The organism is Coprococcus sp. HCN-4056 (genome assembly GCF_037892645.1).
Classification (GTDB): Bacteria; Bacillota; Clostridia; order Lachnospirales; family Lachnospiraceae; genus Coprococcus; species Coprococcus ammoniilyticus.
On record NZ_JBBKBL010000008.1, the window covers coordinates 104,655 to 124,785 of the forward strand.

General features: G+C 39.9%; 14 protein-coding genes. 11 read left to right on the plus strand and 3 right to left on the minus strand.

Annotation, left to right across the window (positions count from 1 at the left end; translation table 11 throughout):
* Positions 1-128: 128 nt before the first annotated feature.
* The 10 genes from WKT03_RS12435 (at position 129) to WKT03_RS12480 (ending at position 13,468) form a co-directional block, all read left to right on the plus strand.
* Positions 129-3,101, plus strand: coding sequence for a CDP-glycerol glycerophosphotransferase family protein (locus WKT03_RS12435; protein WP_340392337.1), 2,973 nt, complete (start codon positions 129-131; stop codon positions 3,099-3,101).
* Between the two features lie 249 nt (positions 3,102-3,350).
* A complete protein-coding gene (locus tag WKT03_RS12440; protein WP_117785846.1) occupies positions 3,351-6,629 on the plus strand; it encodes a leucine-rich repeat protein in 3,279 nt (1,092 codons plus the stop codon).
* A 161-nt stretch (positions 6,630-6,790) separates the two neighbouring features.
* Positions 6,791-7,489 (plus strand): hypothetical protein, encoded by a 699-nt coding sequence (locus WKT03_RS12445; protein WP_340392341.1) that lies wholly within the window; start codon positions 6,791-6,793, stop codon positions 7,487-7,489.
* Between the two features lie 143 nt (positions 7,490-7,632).
* Positions 7,633-9,060: a polyamine ABC transporter ATP-binding protein gene (gene potA, locus WKT03_RS12450; RefSeq protein WP_021943441.1), complete on the plus strand. Its 1,428-nt coding sequence runs from the start codon at positions 7,633-7,635 to the stop codon at positions 9,058-9,060.
* 22 nt (positions 9,061-9,082) lie between these two features.
* Positions 9,083-9,880, plus strand: coding sequence for an ABC transporter permease (locus tag WKT03_RS12455; protein ID WP_186847315.1), 798 nt, complete (start codon positions 9,083-9,085; stop codon positions 9,878-9,880).
* On the plus strand, positions 9,880-10,692 hold the full coding sequence (locus tag WKT03_RS12460; RefSeq protein ID WP_117822058.1) for an ABC transporter permease: 813 nt from the start codon (positions 9,880-9,882) through the stop codon (positions 10,690-10,692). Before WKT03_RS12455 ends, WKT03_RS12460 begins: the two co-directional genes overlap by 1 nt.
* Positions 10,685-12,283 (plus strand): ABC transporter substrate-binding protein, encoded by a 1,599-nt coding sequence (locus WKT03_RS12465; RefSeq protein WP_340392343.1) that lies wholly within the window; start codon positions 10,685-10,687, stop codon positions 12,281-12,283. The genes WKT03_RS12460 and WKT03_RS12465 overlap by 8 nt, the downstream gene beginning before the upstream one ends.
* A 57-nt stretch (positions 12,284-12,340) precedes the next feature.
* Positions 12,341-12,535, plus strand: a complete 195-nt coding sequence (locus WKT03_RS12470) for a hypothetical protein (protein WP_021943437.1) — start codon at positions 12,341-12,343, stop codon at positions 12,533-12,535.
* Positions 12,536-12,759: 224 nt separating this feature from the next.
* Positions 12,760-13,086, plus strand: a complete 327-nt coding sequence (locus WKT03_RS12475) for a nucleotidyltransferase family protein (protein WP_021943436.1) — start codon at positions 12,760-12,762, stop codon at positions 13,084-13,086.
* Positions 13,079-13,468, plus strand: coding sequence for a HEPN domain-containing protein (locus tag WKT03_RS12480; RefSeq protein WP_021943435.1), 390 nt, complete (start codon positions 13,079-13,081; stop codon positions 13,466-13,468). Before WKT03_RS12475 ends, WKT03_RS12480 begins: the two co-directional genes overlap by 8 nt.
* Before the next feature lie 139 nt (positions 13,469-13,607).
* Here WKT03_RS12480 and WKT03_RS12485 read toward each other — a convergent pair whose 3' ends face one another.
* The 3 genes from WKT03_RS12485 to WKT03_RS12495 all read right to left on the minus strand — a co-directional run bounded on the left by WKT03_RS12485 (position 13,608) and on the right by WKT03_RS12495 (position 16,384).
* The gene (locus WKT03_RS12485) at positions 13,608-14,531 is read right to left on the minus strand and encodes a hypothetical protein (RefSeq protein WP_117822055.1); all 924 of its coding nucleotides are present in this window, start codon (positions 14,529-14,531) and stop codon (positions 13,608-13,610) included.
* A 98-nt stretch (positions 14,532-14,629) separates the two neighbouring features.
* Complete coding sequence (locus tag WKT03_RS12490) at positions 14,630-15,271, minus strand: phosphoribosyltransferase (protein WP_117785850.1); 642 nt, start codon at positions 15,269-15,271, stop codon at positions 14,630-14,632.
* A 42-nt stretch (positions 15,272-15,313) separates the two neighbouring features.
* On the minus strand, positions 15,314-16,384 hold the full coding sequence (locus WKT03_RS12495) for a pyridoxal phosphate-dependent aminotransferase (protein WP_117785851.1): 1,071 nt from the start codon (positions 16,382-16,384) through the stop codon (positions 15,314-15,316).
* 158 nt (positions 16,385-16,542) lie between these two features.
* Here WKT03_RS12495 and WKT03_RS12500 point away from each other — a divergent pair, with 158 nt between their 5' ends.
* On the plus strand, positions 16,543-20,109 hold the full coding sequence (locus WKT03_RS12500) for a DUF5717 family protein (protein ID WP_340392349.1): 3,567 nt from the start codon (positions 16,543-16,545) through the stop codon (positions 20,107-20,109).
* Positions 20,110-20,131: the final 22 nt, after the last annotated feature.

Here is a 20,131-nt window from a genome sequence, read left to right on the forward strand (position 1 = left end):
GAATATAAGATTAAAACAATTACTTGCGTTATAGAAGAAAGTTAGGTAAAATAATTTCTGTATGTAAAATGCTAGAAATGAATGATACTATATAGAAGAAAGTAAAGTAGTTGTGAGGGAGATGGACGATGAAATTATCCATTTTGTGTTGTTTAACGGACGAAGAAGAATTAAACAAGGCGACCATTGAAGTATTTGAAAAGATGGCGGCATATGGGCTTGGTAAGAATAATAAAGTCCGGATCGGTGAAGAATTTGCAAATGCAGCAGGGGAAGGCAGTATGGCATTTGCAGAAGGAAGTAGTACTGATATTGGCGACAGTGATCTGTCGGCGGATGATATTTCTCAGGAAAAGATCAGTATGGGTGAAAAGAAGAAGCATGCTGAGACTGAGAAAGAAAAAGAAGAAAAGAAATCAGAGACTGTAGTTTCGGATGCACAGATGGCAGAGTATTCGGTTCAGTTTGTGCTGAATACCAGTCAGGTAACAGCAGATAAAGACTGGTATAATAATGTGATCACCAGGATCGGTAATCCTGCATTTACGGTAACAATTGACGATACCGCATATACTGCACCGGCAGAAGCATATCATCAGATGGCAGAGAAAGCAGAGGGAGATTACTGTGCATTTATAGAAGCCGGAGATGTGATCTCAGAGAATCTGGCAGAGATCCTTACAAATGGAATTACAATCTGCCCGGGACATCATGTATATATGATCGCAAAAACATTTGCAAATGCAACGAAAGGTGCATTTCGTAATTTCTTAAAAGTTACAGACAGTAAAAAGGAATTAAAAGCATTTTATGTGATCGATTTGAAGAATAAATACGACTGTTATCCATTTACTTTTGCAGGAACAATTTTAAAAACGGATATTTTAAAACAACATAATGTCAATACATCACTGGGATTGGAAATAGAACGTGATTTCTTCCTTCGTTTGATGGCAGAAGAAATGAAGGTTGTATATCTTCCGGGTGTGGAATATACAGCATACGAATATGAGGAACATGATATTACATTTTATCGTGGATTGTATATGCAGGAGTGGTATTTTGATTCTATTACAGAATTCTGGATGCCGTTCTTAACAGAAATGAAAGAAAAATATGGAAGGATACCGGTATTTATCCAGTATAATTTCATGTATTCCATACATGCCAGATTTGAAGGCAACATGGACAATCGGAACAAGCATGTGATCGAGGAAGGCCATGGCGAGGAATATCTGGAACTGATAGGTAAGGCACTTGGATTGATTGAAGAGAGTATCATGCTGAACCGGAATAAGATAGCGGCCTGTATCACAGGTGATACGATGAAATGGGTGTATGGTATCTTACGAAATGGACAGGATTATAAGTTTCAGCGATTTTTCCTTGCAGGAAAGATCTATTATGGAATCGGGGATACCCTGTTTAATTCAGTTATGAGCTTAAGCACTAACATCCTGTTCATCAATTACAGAGATGGTAAGCTGGAGATCGATGGAACGGTTCATCCAATCCTGTACTCCATGGCGGACGAGATTTATTTCAAATATAACAATGTCAAATATAAGATCGAATATAACGGACGATATGGTCTGACAAAGGCATTTGGAGCAGCTATCTGTAAGAGGCATTCTTTCCATCTGAGTATTCCGGTCGCAAAGAAAAATGAAACAGCAATATCCTGTGAGGCGAAATTCGGAACGCAGATCGAGACGATCTCACTTCATTTCCCATCCCATTTCAGTCGGGTATGTGGAGCCTTTACAAACAGCCACTGGTTCTTTGGAGATAACAGAGAGTATATGATGACATCTGAGCGGAGAAGTATGGTGATCCGTAAGGTTAGCAAGTCACAGAAATTTGTAAAAGAGCTTAAGTTACTGAAGGATATGTTTAAGAAGGATAACTGGACAAGAAAGTATGCGATATTCAGAATGCTGTACTTTATCTGTCGTCCATTTATGACCAGAAAGCCAATCTGGATGTATATTGATAAGATTTACAAGGGCGGGGATTCATCCGAGTACCTGTATAAATATGCCAGTGCACAAAACAGCAAGGATATTAAGCATTATTATCTGGTTGATAAGAAGAGTACCGATTATAAGCGCCTGAAGAAGGAAGGATACAAGCCATTGGTGCGTGATTCCTTAAAGCACAGACTGGTATTCTTATATGCAGATATGATGGTGATATCGAATTCAACTGTGTATGCGTTTAACGGATATAAGCTGAAGAATTCCGCATTTATCCGTGATCTTCCGCATTTTCATGTCTGCTGTGTTCAGCATGGTATGTCGATCCAGAAAATCGCGATCGCACAGAACCGTCTGCGAGACAATCTCAGACTTTATTTCTGTGCATCCAAGTATGAGATCGAGAACCTGTCACGACCGGTATATGATTATGTTGGCTATGATGCATTGAAGCTGACTGGTGTACCACGTTATGATGGCTTGAAGGATCGGGCAAAGAAACAGATTATGATCAGCCCGACCTGGAGAATGCAGGCAGCAATGCCGGTGCGTACCAGTGAGAGTGAGCAGCGTGATTACAATCCACTGTTTAAAGAATCCGAATACTTTAAGGTATTCAATGCACTTATTAATGATAAGCGTCTGATCGAAGCAGCAGAGAAATACGGATATCGGATCAAATATGTTTTACATCCGATCGTAAGTTCTCAGGTGGAAGATTTTGATAAGAATGATTTTGTAGATATTGTTCCTGCAGTTGGTGATATGAGCTATGAAGATATGTTCTGTGAATCCAGCCTGATGGTAACGGACTTCTCAGGTATTCAGTTCGATTTTGCTTATATGAGAAAGCCATTGGTATATCTGCATCATAAGGATATTCCACAGCATTACGAAGAAGGAACCTTTCATTATGATACGATGGCATTTGGTGAGATCTGTCATGATAATGATGAGCTGATCGATACTTTGATCGAGTATATGCAGAATGATTGTCAGATGAAGCCGGAGTATGTAAAACGTGCCGATGACTTCTTCTACTACAGAGATCATAATAACTGCGAGAGAATTTACAAAGAAATGATCGACTATCAGGAGAAATATGTTCTTCCTGAAAGATATTAACGAAATACAAATTAATAAAAACAGGCGGTTATCAGTCTGGATATGCATGATAAAGAGTGAATGCATATCTGCGAAGATCTGGTGGTTGCCTGTTTTTTTGCTGCCGCGATATGGAAAGGAAGAAAAAATTTTACAGCATCTGTAGATTAGTGATTGTGCAGAGCGTAAATGCCATGATAAAATATGTTTAATATCTGCGGAGATGAATAGAGGAAGACAGATCATATAAATGAAAAGGAGCGAGTGACTATGAAAAAATGGAAGAAATTAACTGTGGCATTAGCTGGAATTGCCGCTTGTGTTGGACTGATCGGAAGTCCGGCTATGGTACAGGCAAAGGAAGATTCTGCAAAGGCTGTATTGCAGACACAGACAGTATCTGAATCAGACCAGACAGAAGCGGAGCTATCGGCTGTAAAGGCGGTAAAGCTGAATGCGGATAAGGTTGGGGAGACGACCTCCTACAATGATATGATGTATTCACCGGAGAAGAATGGAATTTATTTTGTCCATACAGTAGGTGAGGTTTATGGAAATTACAGGACATACGAGATCGTATTCTATGATATTTCCAAGAATACATATACGACGGTATATACAAGTGAACGTGGGGTTGAAGAGTCTTATATGGATGATAATGCCATATATTTTGCGAAAACGGATGTATCATATACGAATAACGAAAATACAGGTTCTTATGATTGTACATGTGATTTAGAGATCACAAATTATAATTTTAAGACAGGAACAGTAAATAAGCAGGCATTTGAAACATTGGATATTGGTGCGAACTGGGCAAATCCTATATCTACATTTGGAGTCGATTCATATGGAAGATATTATATTGCGACCAATGAAGATAAATTGTATCTGTTCAATTCCGAAGGAAAATTATTGAGTACGACCAAATGTGGAAGTGAGATATATGAATTTGCAGGCTTTGATAAAACGAATGGTAATTTTTATTACCGAGGATCAGAGAACTGGAGATATTGGGGATATGATCACAGCATGGCAAGTCTGAAGGCTGGCAAGGTAAACAGCGATAATTCTATCACGATCAAGGGAGAGAATATGATGTATCTCTACCAGGATGGATGGTTTGCACATAAGGCTCCGATCCGGATGTTAAATGACAGGTATCTGGTATCTCTGTCTACATTTAATGGGAACATCTGTGTACTGATAGATTCGAATCAGTATGATATAAATGATGTAACCCAGAGCTCTACAAGTATTAACCTGATTGATAGCAGTGTATCCGTATCACCAATCAACATTGCAAATAAAAAAGCATTGAAGATGGCGTTTTACACAGCTGATTCATATTACGGCGATGGATATATTGACCTTACAAGCATCGGACCAAGATGTGCATTAAACAGCACAGCAAAGTCTCTGATCGTAAAAACAGATGAGACGGTATTAACAGAATACGACATAGCAAAGCAAAAAGAGAAGATACGGTTACAGACAAAGTACCCGGTCTATACATTTTTCATGGACAAATCCACCTGTGTAGTAGTAGAGAAAAAGAATGACAATTATTATCTGGAAACATTTGACTGGACATATCCGACAACCTTCCGTGTGAGTGCACCGGCCAGTATGAAGGTAGGAGCATCGGGAACAGCCGCCTGCAGTACAAATGGTGGCTTTGCTCTGGACTATACTTATAAAAGTTCAGATCCAAAGATCGTAAGTGTCGATAAGAATGGCAATTTAAATGCATGGAAAAAGGGAACGGCAACGATCACGATCAAGGCAGATCCGATCAATGTGAAGAAGACGATCACGATCAAGGTAACAGATTCGACTTTATCAAAGAGCAGTAAAACTTATAAATCGACCGGAGCAGTCGGTACAGCATCAGCAACCATGCATCTGAGTACAAACAGTGGATATACATATGGAAATGTACAGACCGCTTATCTGAATGCAAGATCCGATGGAACCTTTGAGCGTGTAGAGTATATCAGAGGTTTGGTAGTTCGCGAGGTTTATGATTCTTCTTATCGGTTAAAGAGCCGGAAAAAGATCAAATGCGAACTCCCGTTATTTGGCGGATATTATAATGGAGAGAAATACAACTATCTTGTATTTGGACAGTCAAATACAAAGGAGAGCAAGACAAAGGAAGTTATCCGTGTTGTAAAGTATGATAAAAACTGGAAGCGGATCGGAGCCTGCCGGATCAAGGGAGCAAATACATATATGCCATTTGATGCAGGTGGACTTTCAATGACAGAAACAGCAGGTAAATTATATATACACACCTGTCATACGATGTTTGCCAGCAGCGACGGATATCATCATCAGGCAAACTGTACCTTTGTAGTAAAAGAGAGCAATATGAAGCTGGCAGATTCGTATTATGATGTTATGAATCTGTCAGAGGGTTATGTCAGCCATTCATTTGCACAGCAGATTGAAACAGATGGTAAGTACATTTATCGTGCAGATCTGGGAGATGCTTATCCAAGGGGTATTGCGCTTACAGCAACGAAAGTCGGAGATCAGGTAAAGGATCCGTCCATGTATGGAACGGTTATTGCGATTCCGGGAGACACAGGATATAACTATACCGGTTATACATTAAATGATCTGAAGCTTGGAACCAATAACTATATTCTGACCGGAACAGGCATCAAGAACGAAAAGACCTCTGTAAGAAATATCTATGTGAATGCAGGATCGAAGACACATTTGCAGACAGGTGCAAAGTGGATCACGAACTATACAGCGAAGGATAAGATCACGGTTATGAATCCAAAGCTTGTAAAATTGTCGGGAACACAGTTCCTGTTATTATGGGAAGAAAAGAATACAGTGAAGAATACTTATACAACGAAGATGGTGCTGCTGGATGAAAGTGGAAATAAAACCTCGGAGATCTGTTCTTCTCCACTGGCACTTGCGATGTGTGAGCCGGTTGTAACCAAATCCGGTACGGTTATATGGTATGTAACCAATAACGATTCACCGGTATTTGTCGAGATCAATCCATATCAGTTATCCAAGGTACAGAAAAAAGCCAGGAACGTAAAGACCTTCAAAACCGACAAGACAGAGTCATTTGATAATGGACAGAAGAGTGGATACCGGAAGGGTGATATCTATATCAAGGATAAGATGATTTATAAGATCACATCATCAAAGACGGTTGCCTTTGGCGGAGTTACTTCAAATACCATCACATCACTTTCAATTCCTAAGACTGTGAAGATTGGAAAGAAAACATATCAGGTAACGGCGATCGCATCCCGTGCCTTTGTAAACAGAAAGAAGCTGAAAAAAGTAACGATCGGTGCAAATGTATCCAAGATTGGAAATTATGCTTTTTATGGATGCACAAATCTGAAGACCATTACGATCAAGTCAACAAAGTTAACAGCATCGACTGTTGGCTCTAAAGCATTTTCAAAGATCTATACAAAAGCAACGATCAAGGTCCCGAAAGGAAAGAAGATGGTATATAAGAAGTTCCTGTTAAAAAAGGGAATTACAAAGAAGATGAAGATAAAATAGAGAGCTGGAGATTTCTGTAGTCGATGAGCTGTCAGGCATTTATATGTCTGACAGCATTTTCTTTTATAAGAAAGGAATGACCTGTAATGTAAAAATATTTCGCTGAGCATAAAAATATATGATATTGTCCAGAATATAGAAAAAGGGTGGTGGATGTGTACATGAAAAGATCGGCGAAGATTTACATGGTGCTGCTTGTCTGGATCGCAGCAGCATTGCAATTTTTTATAAATGAGAAAATGGACATTGAAGAAGTATTTGCCGGAGTGCAGGAGGCAGATGCACAGATGCAGATCGATGCGGATGTGAGTGCATGGGGCGTGTACCAGGTGGCTCATTCTCATCTGACGCCGACAGCAATAAAAAATCTTCTGTTAAATACGGCTGAATATTTTTGCCTAACTTCCGGTGAACTGACAGTCACCGGACAGGATGAGTATATAACAACATTTCAAAGCAACGGGGAAAGTGAGCTCTGGAGAATCACTTTCCTTGTTGATTCTAATACCGGTCAGAGTTATCTGATCTTTCATACGGATAATATAGAAGCAGTTGACCGGATTCATACATTCTATGATGATCTGAATATTGATGAGGTGGTGAGCGTTGAAGCTGATATTTCTTTGCAGCCGTCAGGGAAGGACCCATTATTAGAGAAATTGCTGGCTGAGCTTCCGGTCACAGGGCTTACGCAGACTCCGGAAGGCTGGTATGGACGGCTGAATTCCAACGTGCATCTGAGCGATCTTGCAGCAAATAAAAATGTCCGGATTCAGGAGACGGGTTACGGTTCGGTTCATCTTCAATTCGGTGATAAGACAGATCTGGTCAGACTGTATGCTTCGGTACTTACACAATAAAAATCCGTATGAAAAATCTATACAAAACCTAAGAAAAATAACACGAAATATATATTAATTTTCTCCCGGATATGTTAGAATTAGTTGATTTTTGTCTAATGATAAAAATTATAAATAACTTGAAAAGGAGAGTGTATAAATAATTGGAAAACATTATCGAGTTAAAGCATATCACAAAAAATTTTGATGATAACTTTACGGCTGTGGATGACTTTAATCTGGAGGTGCAGCGTGGAGAGTTTGTAACCTTTTTAGGGCCGTCCGGTTGTGGTAAGACGACCACACTTCGAATGATAGCCGGTTTTGAGATGCCGACAGAGGGGGAGATTTTATTAAATGGTAAGGACATCAGTAAGTTGCCGCCAAATAAGCGCCCGATCAATACGGTATTTCAGAGATACGCATTGTTTCCACATTTAAATATTTATGACAATATCGCATTTGGCCTGAAGCTGAAAAAGCTTCCAAAGGCTGAGATTGAAAAGAAAGTAAAAAAAGCTCTTGAGATGGTAGATCTTGAAGGGTTTGAAGATAGACGCGTTCAGACATTGTCCGGTGGACAGCAGCAGAGAATTGCAATTGCACGTTCACTGGTAAATGAGCCGGAGATTCTGTTGCTTGATGAGCCGCTCGGTGCGCTGGATCTGAAAATGAGAAAAGAGATGCAGCTCGAATTAAAGGAAATGCACGAGAGACTTGGAATTACCTTTATCTATGTAACCCATGATCAGGAAGAAGCGCTTACAATGTCAGATAAGATCGTTGTAATGTCAGAAGGACGTATCCAGCAGATTGGTACGCCGGAGGATATTTACAATGAGCCGAAGAATGCATTCGTTGCGGACTTTATCGGAGAAAGCAACATTTTTAATGGTATCATGACAGGCAAATTAAAGGTTCGTTTTTGTGGTGCGGAATTCGAATGCCTGGATGATGTAGAGCATGGAACACAGGTGGATGTCGTAGTGCGTCCGGAGGATATCCTGATCGTGTCGCCGGAGCAGGGAGCAGTAAAAGGAACGGTTATCTCTGTGGTATTCAAGGGTGTTCATTATGAGATCACAGTACAGTCCGGTAAAAATGAGATCGTGATACAGTCCACAAAGTCTGCAAAGGTGGGCGACATGGTTGGACTTAACGTAGAGCCGGATGGCATTCATGTTATGCCTGCGGAGAAAGCACTGAACCGCATCGAGACAGGAGTTGACAAATATTATAAGCTGGAATTCTTAGATGGTGAGCTTGAGTGTGATCTGAGTAAGATCGTTCCATCGTCTCATTATGAGGATGGTGTATTAATGGATGCGTCCGGAGATGTCATCGATCATGAGCGGCTCAAGGTGATCTTAACGATCAAGCCGGATGATATTACGATGAGTGATGATCAGGAGGAAGGTATCATATCCGGTCATATCATTAACCTGATCTATAAAGGAGACCACTACAGCTATGTAGTCCGTACGGAGAATGAGGAAGACTTCATTGTTCACGATGAATATCTCTGGAATATGGATGACTTTGTCAGCCTTGTGATTCCAAAGGATAAGATCCACTTTGAACTTAAGAAATAACCGAAAGCAAAAGGAGACAGAGATGAGTACATTACGTTTTTCCAGAAAACAACTGTGTGTGCCATATGCATTGTTCCTGATATGCTTTGTGGTTGCACCGCTTATAGTCATTATATATTATGCATTTACAAATGGGGAGGGACAGTTTTCGCTGGAGAACCTGACAGGATTCTTCACCAGTCCGAACACGATCGGAACCCTTGCCTACAGCTTTGCGATCGCCTGTGTATCGACTGCAGCAGCTTTGTTGCTGGCGTACCCGATCGCCTATATACTTGCCAGAAGTGAATGGAAGAAAAAGTCGATCATTGTTATGATCTTCGTTCTTCCGATGTGGATCAATTTTACGTTAAGACTGACTGCTTTAAAGGAAGTCCTGACGTTGATCGAGCATAATCTGGCATATTATCCGTTTTTGAATTCCGTGATCGGTATGGTATATGACTTTCTTCCGTTTATGATTCTGCCGATCTATACAACATTGATGAAGTTAGATAACAGTCTGTTAGAAGCAGCAAATGATCTGGGTGCAAGTTCTGTTCAGACATTTTTAAAGGTGACGCTTCCGTTATCTGTTCCGGGTATCATCAGTGGTATCGTGATGGTATTCCTTCCGTCTATGACGAACTATGTTGTATTGGATATGTTGTATAACAGCACTTATGTTATGGGTAGTCTGATAGGCAGCTATTTTGCTGCATACGATTGGCACAATGGATCCATGATCGCACTGGTGCTTCTGTTGATTATATTAATCGTTACTCTCTTTACAAATAAATATGAGGGAGAAGACAACAACAGAGGAGGTGCATTGTTATAATGAAAAAAGGATTTCGGGTTGCTTTTATTATATTGATGTTGGTGATCCTCTATCTGCCGATTCTGATCCTTGCAGTTTATAGTTTTACGGATTCGGCAAATATCGGAACGATACACGGATTTTCCGTTCAGAATTATGTTACATTATTTACCAAGCCTGAGCTTGCAGATATGATCTGGGGAACGGTTCTTCTTGCGGTTGGATCTGCATTGATTGCCACTCTGCTTGGAACATTGGGTGCGATCGGTGCATTTTATTCCAAGAAACTTGCATCGGGGATCGTATCTGCGATGAATCAGGTTCCGGTTGTAAATGCAGATGTTGTAACCGGTTTTTCAATCTGTATCCTGCTGATCGTAGTATTTGGTGTCAGTAAGGAATCCTATGTGCCGCTGGTAGTCGGACATGTTGTGCTGTCTGCACCATTTGTCTATCTGTCAGTTGTACCAAAGCTAAAGCAGATGGATGGAAGCTTGTATGAGGCTGCTATGGACTTGGGCGCATCACCATTTACCGCACTGGTAAAAGTAGTTCTTCCACAGATCTTGCCGGGTGTAATTTCGGGATTTGCATTGGCAATTACTTTGTCATTAGACGATTATTTCATTGCGAGTTATACAAAGCCGGCTACCTTTGATACGATCAGTACTTATGTCGTAAATGCGACCAAGGGTTCTCAGACAGAGATCAAGACTGCTTTATGGGCGTTATCAACAGTGATCTTCGTGATCGTTATACTGATTGTTGTTGGTATGAATATGACATCAAAGGCAAAGGCGAGAGCCGGAAAGGCAGGTGGCAGATATGAATAAGAAGAAGTTATTCAAAGGATTTGCCGGCTTCTGTGCCGGACTTATGATGCTTACGCCTGCGGCTTATCTGGTACATGCGGAGGCAGATGATAAAACGCAGGATCAGGCAGAATCGTCTGCAGCATCAGATAATACAGGAAGTGATGCAGCAAAGACAGATGCTGCTAATGTACAGAAATCGGATGATACGATCGTGCTTCGTGTATCCAACTGGGAAGAATATATCGACCTTGGAGAATGGGATGAGGACGAAGTGATCGACCTGGAAGATGGAACCGAGATCTTCGGTGAGAATTCCATGGTGACAGATTTTGAGAACTGGTACTATGAGACATATGGTCAGAAGGTAAAGGTGGAATATTCCTGCTTTGGAACAAATGAAGACCTTTATAACATGCTTACCCTTGGTGATAAATACGATCTGGTCTGTCCATCCGACTACATGATCATGAAGTTGATGGCAGAAGAAAAAGTAGTTCCGTTTTCGGATTCGTTTTATGACACGAGTATAGAGGAAAATTATTATGCAAAGGGAGTATCTCCATATATCAGACAGACCTTTGATGAAAATGAGATCAATGGTGAGAGCTGGAGCAAATATGCAGCCGGATATATGTGGGGTGTAACCGGTATCTTATATAATCCGGAGAAGATAACAGAGGAAGAAGCAGGTACATGGAATATCCTGAATAATCCGAAGTTTGCACGTCAGGTTACGATCAAGGATAATGTGCGTGATTCTTATTTTGCGGCACTTGGCATTTTGAAGCAGGACGAACTGACATCAGAGGAATTCATAAATGCAGATACTTATCATGATGATCTGCTTCGGGTAATGAATGATGTCAGCCCGGAAACGATACAGGAAGTGCAGGATCTGCTTCAGGATATGAAGGACAATGTATATTCCTTTGAGACAGACAGTGGTAAGGCAGATATGGTATCCGGTAAGGTGCTTGCAAATTATCAGTGGTCCGGTGATGCGGTTTATGCGATGGATCAGGCAGAAGAAGATGATCTTTATCTTGATTTCGCCGTGCCGAAGGAATCTACCAATCTCTGGTTTGATGGCTGGGTGATGTTAAAGGATGGTATCGATGAAGATGCCAGAAAACAACAGGTAGCAGAAAGCTTTGTGAACTTTCTTTCAAGACCGGACAATGCAGTCAGAAATATGTACTACATCGGATATACTTCTGTTATTGCAGGAGGTGAAGATGATAATACAGTATTTGATTATCTGAACTGGAATTATGGTGCGGAAGATGGAGAAGAAGATACAGCAGAATATCCGCTTGGTTATTTCTTCAGTGGTGATAATTCGGATCCTGATTACATCATAACTGCTCCGAAGGAGCAGACAAGACGTCAGCTCTATGCCCAGTATCCGGACGAAGCGGCGATCGAGCGAAGTGCGATCATGCAGTATTTCGATGTAGATGCCAGTAAACAGATCAATCAGATGTGGATCAATGTCCGTTGCTATAACATTAAGGATGTAACGCCGCAGGTGTGGGCAATCGTGGTGATACTGATCCTTGCGGCAGCAGGGCTGATCGTACATTATAAACGTTCTCATTACCACAGCTAAGTGATGTGATTTCGGCGATCAGCCGGGAGTTTATAGAATAAAAAAGAGGAATCCTTTATGTTCCAACCATACAATCGTCAGATTTTATGTCTGGCTTTTGTAGGTGGAACAAGAAGGGTTCCTCTTTTTTGTGGGGATTACCAGGTCAATGAAAATTCAACCAGCTCCGGTGTTTCCGGTTTGCCGATCAGCGGTTCCTTTCTGTCCAGAGCAGATAAGAAAGCCATTTCATCATCCGTCAGTGGCTGCTAGTTTTACGTGCTATTCCGGTCAGACTGATACCGGATGACACGAACCCGAAGAAATGGACGAATGAAAGCCGTCCAAAGCATGAATAATAAGATGAAATAATTTTTTCAGTGATATTTGAGGGATTTTGAAATTATAATAGATTTAAATGGTATTAATAAATAAAAAATGTTATTATAACTACATAATATATGAATAAAAATAATCAGGAACAGGAGGAAAATTTTATGACAAGACAGGAAGTTTTAATGACCTTTGCACAGGGTGCTAAAAAAATATTGGAAAATAATTTATCTAAGCTTATTGTCTATGGTTCTTATGCTCGTGGTGATTATAAGGAAAATTCAGATATTGATGTTATGATATTAACCCCCTTTTCAAAAGAAGAAATAGAACAAGTCGAGAACAAAATTTTTGATCTTGCTTTTGAATTAGAACTGGAATCAGGCATTGTGATTAATCCAGTTCTGGAAAATGAGGAACATTATAAATATTGGTTGGGGGCGTTGCCATTCTTTGATAATGTAGAGAAGGAGGGGATAGTAATTGGATGAGAGACAAAAGAATTTAAGTAATTATCGAATTGCCGAAGCTGAAGATAGTTTAAAAGTAGCAGCACATTGTTTAAAAGAGGGTTTGTATAAGGATTCGATTAATCGTTCTTACTATGCTGCATTTTATGCAGTAAAAGCTATATTGGCGTTGAGTACAGTTGATTTTAAGCGTCATAAAGATGTTATGGGATACTTTAATAAAGAATATGTGGCTAAAGAAATATTTCCGCGTGAAATTGGAAGAAAGCTTGGAACGTTACAAAGAGTACGTGAAAAAAGTGATTATGATGATTTCTATATTGCGTCACGAGAAAAAGCGGAAGAACAGTTTCAGACAGCGGAGCTGGTTATTGGGGAGGTAAAAAAATATTTGGATAAGTAATAAATAATGGATAAAAGGGACTGTGCAGCAGTCCCTTTATTTTGAATAGTAGTACGAATAAGAAAGATAAAAAATAATTGTTAGAGTGAGCATTTATAATAGTTATTTTATCAAACTTTCATGAGTAAAAAATGAAAAATTATGATAGTAAAATATCTTCTTTTATAGTACTAATTATTTGGAATTTTTTTTCGCGAATTAAATATGTACGTTGCTCATGTGTTTTGTTAATTAAGGCATCTTTTAGTAGTGAACGATATAATTCATTATTATCCAAATAATCATCTTCATAGGTATCGTCTTCTGCAAGTTGCATACGTATAAATTCTCTTTTGACGGAATGCATTTCAGTTTTTGTGAGTTTTATTGTATCTTCATTAAAAAATGTATGTGCATCTAAGATAAATATACGTGTTATATCCTTTGCATTATATAAGGCTATACCGGTACTGCGCATATTAAATTTTCGTATTTCTTTTTGAATTGTTTTACATAAATCATATTTGTAAGAATCGGCATAACCTATTTGGATGACTTTTTGTTCATCTAGTGCTAGGATAAAAATACCAAGTTTCTTTTGACATTCACTGAGATTGTAGATTTCTTTAAAATTATATTGTTCTGTTATTCTCGTTAATTCGGTATTGTATGTAGGAAAGTCTTTTTGACTTCTGTCATTAATTAAAGATTCAATATATTCTTTCCATGCGTGATATCCATTGAAGGTATTGTAATGTTCATTGTCTTTTAAATAGTTTGTAATATGGAAATATCTTATTTGCAAACACATATATGCTTTTATATTAAAATTGGGTGAACCATAAGAACCAAATTTTCGTCCAAAATGCTCGAAAGTTGCATATGTAGGAATATAATTTCCAAATTCTGTGGGAACAAAATAAAAATTATTTATGTCTATATCTTTAATTATATCAGAAGGAGTACCTTCTCGTTCGTTGTAAAAAGTACCATCTTTATAATATAAATTAATTTTCATGATATCATCTTTTGAAAGGGCTGATTCTATCAATGTTAGATTTGGGTTAAGAGAAGTGGTAGCCATATATAGTTTATCCTTTCTGAAAATATTTTTATTTTGTATGCGTATAAAATAGAAGCCTGGGAGAAATTTCTCCCAGACTTCTTTTTGGAATAGTTCTATTATAATTCAGAATAACCATAGCTGTTTACAATAGCTTCAATGCGGTTTCCGGCCTGACACATTGGACACTGATCATGAGGATAGGTCTTGTAATCAGGAAGATCCTTTTCGGTAAACAGTGCATGTACCGGATAGCCGTCAACCTCTGTTGCAACAGAGAAGATAGCAGAGATACCTGCGATAGAACCTCCATAGTATTTGATACATTCCAGGCTCTTTTTGATCGTTTTACCGGTTGTAGCAGATGCGATCAGAAGAAGCACATGCTTGCCTTCGATCATTGGCTGGAGGTTGTCACGGAAGATCAACTGGCCGGAGCTGTGAACCTCAGGTGTAACAACGTAGATGGATTTGTGCTGGTTCATGGAAGTGATACCGTTCTGACTTAAGGTTTCTGCCAGATAAGCACCGATCACTTCAGTTCCGTCCATGCAGACGATCGTGTCAACAATGGTTGATGCCATATATTCGGTTCCCATGGATTTGGCAGCGGCAGCAGCCATAGTGCCTCTGACCTTCAAGGTTGTCATATCGATATACTGGTTGATATGAGAATGGTTTGTAGCAAAGTGACCGTTCATCACTTTGATATATAACTGATTATTGTAAGAAGATGTTAATTTCATTGGTTCATGTTTCATATGTATGTACCACCCTTTCATTTAAATAACATATATAATTTATTATACAACCTCTAAAATAGTGTTAACGACCAGATCATTCTGTTCCGGATTCATGAAGCAGAAGCGGATATAAGAATTATCCAATCCTGTGATGTCGGCACAGCTTCTGATATACAATCCCTTACTCTGGCAATGTTCCACAACTGTCTGAGCAGTAATATCGGTCTTTAATAATTTAACCAGAATAAAATTTGCATCCGGCTTATAGAGCTTAATCGTCTTGCGGCTTGCCAGTGCAGAATAGACGAGATTCCGTTCCGTCTTCATCAGTGTCTGGGTCTTACTTATGTAGGAAGCATCCTTGAACATATCAATGCCGGCTGCCTCGGCAAGTGCGTTGATCGCATAAGGAAAACCGGTGATTGACATTGTCTTTTTAAAAACCGGATTAGATGTGATCGCATAGGCTAATCGAAGACCGGGTACTGCAAAGAATTTACTTGTGTTTCTGAGAACGTAGAGATTGTCATATTCCTTAACCAGCGGAATAGCGGTGCAATCATCCTTATCCTGAACGAAATCCATATACTCCTCATCAACGACCAGTGCAATATCATTTCCTGCGCAGATCTTTGCAATGAATTCCAGAGATTCGCGGTCGATAACCTGTGACGTTGTTCCATTTGGATTCGAGATAAATGCCATATCAATGGACTCATTTAACGTAGAGATGAAATCCGCAATATCCAGTTCATAATTTTCCTCTTCGGATAACTGATAATATGTGATATCACAGCCGTTCATTTTTAGGAGCTTCTCATAATTTTGTGCTCCCGGTGAAAGAAGAACAGCATGTTTTGGACTGTTGAATTCGATCAGGAGTTTGATAAATTCATATGAGCAGCTTCCGACAATGATATCGTCCGGATCCGCACCAGAATAGCCTGCAATACTGTCTTTTAATCTTGTATATGAGCCATCCGGGTAACGCTTCAGATCTTCGATACTGTTAAGAATGACATTTTTGACAGAATCCGGAACCCCGAGCGGATTCATGTTCAGGTCAAATCTTACAGATTCATTCTGGGAGAGCAGATTGCTCCCAGAATGATGTGACGTACTTTTTCCCATAAAAAATTCCTCTTTTTCCATATATAATGTTTCAAAAAACTATTTATTTTGCTATAATCAAAATATATGTTTTTATATAATTATACCGATTCGGGGATTTAATTACAAGAAAAATACATGAGTTTTAATAAAATGATTACGAAAGCAAGGAGAACCAGATGAAAGGGATCGTAGAACAGTACGCCAGAGGAGAATTCAATGTAGAAAGACCGGATATTGATATTTCCATTGCAAAGCTGGAACTGGCTGTGGAAGCCGGCTCCATATTTCAGGGAACCTTTAAGGTGGTGTCAAAGAATGATGTACCGATCAAATTGATGGTATATGACAGCAGATACCTGTTCGATTTTAAGAGTCATACATTTGTAGGCAGACGGAATACGGTTGCCTTTTCTTTTGATGCCCGCGGAATCGAAGAAGGCAAGAGCTTTAAAGGACATATCAACATCATAACGGATGGTGGAGAATATAAGATCCCGTACAGCGTAGAGGTTGTTCCACCTTATGTTCTGGTAGAAGACAAACGGATCGAGGATCTGTTCCAGTTCGCGACCTTCGCAGAGGAGCACTGGGATGTAGCAGTTCAGATCTTTGACAGCCCGGAATTCGTGCGTACCTTTTTAGGGGATGACGCGATCATTAAGGGAGTCTATGAGAGCCTGAAGAAATCGTTATCCATCAATCAGGCAATGGAAGAATTCCTTGTATATACCCATAAGAAACGTGTGCTTACACTGACAGCAAAGCAGCGTGAGCTGTTGATCGAGATGCCGGATGAGCTGGTTCGTGCAACGATCTCCGTAAATAAGAACACCTGGGGTTATACCCATACCTATATTACATCAGACAGCGATTTCCTGATCCCGGAAGCAACCCGAATCACAGGTCAGGATTTCACTGGAAATAATTATGAGCTGAACTTCCTGATCGATCCGACGAAGATCCCGGAAGGGGTATCGGCAGGTTATATCCATTTTAATAATACCCTGCAGAACATCAGCGTGAAAGTCAGCATAAAGAAGCCGGAGGTTCAGAGAACCGAGCCGAAGAACCGTCATGTGAATTTCATGATCAAGAAAGGTCATGAGGCACTGGCAAAAGCATACATTGATTTCCGTACGGATAAGATGTCACTTGCTGATTACACGAAACGTTCGACAGAGGCACTGGAAACACTGGTCAAATACAGACCGGAGGATAACATCTATCGGCTGGGACTGCTTCATATGAAGCTGTTAGAGGGCAAGACAGAATATGTAAAACAGGAATTTGTCCGTATCGATGCAGATGCCGATCTGAACGAGGCAGGCAGCATGGAGAAGTGTTATTACAGTTATCTGAAATCACTTCTGACAAAGGATAAGGACATGATCGACAGCACGGCAAGACTTGTCCGCGGACGACTGGAACAGGAGAAGGACAAGCTGTTTTATTTCTGGCTGCTGTTATTTGTGGATTACAGTTATACAGAGGATAAATGGAACCTTTATGAGGATATCCGGAAATTATATAATGAGGGTGTAAACAGCCCGGTTATTTACTTTGAAATATGTGATATGTTCAATAAGCAGCCGCTTATGATGAAACGGATCGCACCGCTTGAGATCTCAGCTATCCGATGGGGTATGCGGCATGAATTTGTATCCGAAGATGTCATTATGGAATTCGTAAAGACGGCTGCAAGAATGAAGCTCTTTGATATTCACGCATTCAAGATGCTGGAGAATATCTATGCAGCAAAACATGACCGTATGACCTTGGATACGATATGTGAAATCCTTCTCAGATTTAAAAAATGTGATAAAGAGTATCATGTATATTATCAGGATGCGGCAAATGCAGGAATTAAATATGTTGGTTTGTATGAGGGCTTCTTAAAGAGCATGGATAAGAAGACGTATCAGCCGATACCGGAATCCATTCTCCGTTATTTCAATTACAAGAATACGTTAGATGATGAAGAGCTGGCATATCTCTATGCAAATGTCATAATGAATAAGGCACAGAATATGAATGTGTTCCATGAGTATATTCCGGCAATCGAGAACTTCATGGAGAAGAAGATCATTGACGGAGAAGTGAGTGATGATCTGACGGTTATCTATGAAGAATTTCTGGAGCCGGAGAGTGTGAAACCGGAATTTGCATCAAAGTTAATTAATATCATATTCAAGCAGAAGCTGACATGTCGGAATAAGAATATTGTATCAGTGGTTGTAACACATGAGGAACTGGAAAAGAGTGAACAGGTGGATGTGATTGACGGAGAAGCTTATGTAGAGATTGTGTCAGAATCCGCTATCATTACATTACTTGACAGTCGGGGCTGCAGATATATCAATACGGTACCATACCGGCTTGAGCCGGTTGTTGGAGAAGAAAATTATCTGGATATCTGTAAAGAGTATAATTCGAAGGATTACCGCCTGTTATTATTTGAGTATAACGATATAGACAGCTTCTCATATAAGGATGCATCCGAGATCAATCTGGCGCGTGATATCTCTAACTGCCCGAATATCAGTTATCTGATCCGGCAGAGAGCACTCCGCCATATGGTTGAGTATTATCATGAGAATTATGATGCGGACATTTTATATAAATATCTGTCGCGAATTGATCTGGATTATGTGGAAGTGGAGGACGCTTCCCGGATCATTACATATTACATTTCTTTACGGATGTATGAGCAGGCATTTAATGGAATCCATCGGTTTGGATATGTAGATGTGGATGTGGATGAACTGATACGGATCGCGGAATTCGGAATATCCGATAAGCGCTATGATGATGATCGGACGTTATTATCCATCTGTGTATATCTGTACCGGAGGGGGTATGCGACACAGAAGGTTCTGGCATTCCTGATCAATAACTATAATGGTTCGTTAGAGGAAATGGCAGAGCTGTTTAAGGCAGTTAACACAAATTATCGTGATATTGATATGCTTGCAGAGAATATCTTGGCACAGATGATGTTTGCGGATGCTTATACAGAGGCAATCTTTGATATCTTTGCGCTTTATTACGCAGGCAGAAGCAGGGGCATGGTAGTCAAGGCATTTTTACGGTTCTGTGCATACCAGTATATTATCAAGGATCTGAAGATTCCTGCGGATATCATGGAATGTCTGTATAAAGAGGTGGCGAAGAAGAACATTACAGATGAGATTTCAGAGATGGCGCTGCTCTCTTATTTTGCAGGCTGCGGTGGACGGTTCTCGGCAGAACAGAAGGAATGGATCCGGAATACAGTTCGTCATTTTATAGACAGCAGTAAGATCCTGCCGCTCTTTAAAGAATTTGCATCCTTTGTAACGTTGCCGGATGATATGAAGTTTAAGACCTATCTGATCTTTAAGGGTGAGAGCGGCAGACAGATCTGGGTAAGCTACAGCTTCGGACAGGAAAGCAACAGTATGGCACATTACAAATCGGAGCGAATGAATGAGATCATACCGGGAATTTATATCAAGGAATTTGTTGTGTTCCACGGAGAGACGCTGTTATATTCCATTGATGGTGCGGAGAGCGGTAATTCATCCATCGTTGAGAGTGATATTTTAAAGAATACAACATGTCATAAGAAGAACAGTAATCGATTTGAGCTGATCAACAGTATGCTGATCAGTCAGGAGACAAGAAATGATCAGGAGCTGATCCAGGCGATGGATACCTATCTGAATAACACACATTTCTTTGAGGAGAATCTGATATTGTTATAAGACAGCAGAAACAGGAGGAGAT

Excerpts from the sequence above, each read along its gene's own strand:
- WKT03_RS12475 (WP_021943436.1), top strand. The coding sequence starts at position 12,760 with ATGACAAGACAGGAAGTTTTAATGACCTTTGCACAGGGTGCTAAAAAA.
- WKT03_RS12470 (WP_021943437.1), top strand. The coding sequence starts at position 12,341 with ATGTTCCAACCATACAATCGTCAGATTTTATGTCTGGCTTTTGTAGGT.
- WKT03_RS12440 (WP_117785846.1), top strand. The coding sequence starts at position 3,351 with ATGAAAAAATGGAAGAAATTAACTGTGGCATTAGCTGGAATTGCCGCT.
- WKT03_RS12460 (WP_117822058.1), top strand. The coding sequence starts at position 9,880 with ATGAAAAAAGGATTTCGGGTTGCTTTTATTATATTGATGTTGGTGATC.
- WKT03_RS12495 (WP_117785851.1), bottom strand. The coding sequence starts at position 16,384 with ATGGGAAAAAGTACGTCACATCATTCTGGGAGCAATCTGCTCTCCCAG.
- WKT03_RS12500 (WP_340392349.1), top strand. The coding sequence starts at position 16,543 with ATGAAAGGGATCGTAGAACAGTACGCCAGAGGAGAATTCAATGTAGAA.
- WKT03_RS12485 (WP_117822055.1), bottom strand. The coding sequence starts at position 14,531 with ATGGCTACCACTTCTCTTAACCCAAATCTAACATTGATAGAATCAGCC.
- WKT03_RS12490 (WP_117785850.1), bottom strand. The coding sequence starts at position 15,271 with ATGAAACATGAACCAATGAAATTAACATCTTCTTACAATAATCAGTTA.
- WKT03_RS12435 (WP_340392337.1), top strand. The coding sequence starts at position 129 with ATGAAATTATCCATTTTGTGTTGTTTAACGGACGAAGAAGAATTAAAC.
- WKT03_RS12455 (WP_186847315.1), top strand. The coding sequence starts at position 9,083 with ATGAGTACATTACGTTTTTCCAGAAAACAACTGTGTGTGCCATATGCA.
- WKT03_RS12445 (WP_340392341.1), top strand. The coding sequence starts at position 6,791 with ATGAAAAGATCGGCGAAGATTTACATGGTGCTGCTTGTCTGGATCGCA.
- WKT03_RS12465 (WP_340392343.1), top strand. The coding sequence starts at position 10,685 with ATGAATAAGAAGAAGTTATTCAAAGGATTTGCCGGCTTCTGTGCCGGA.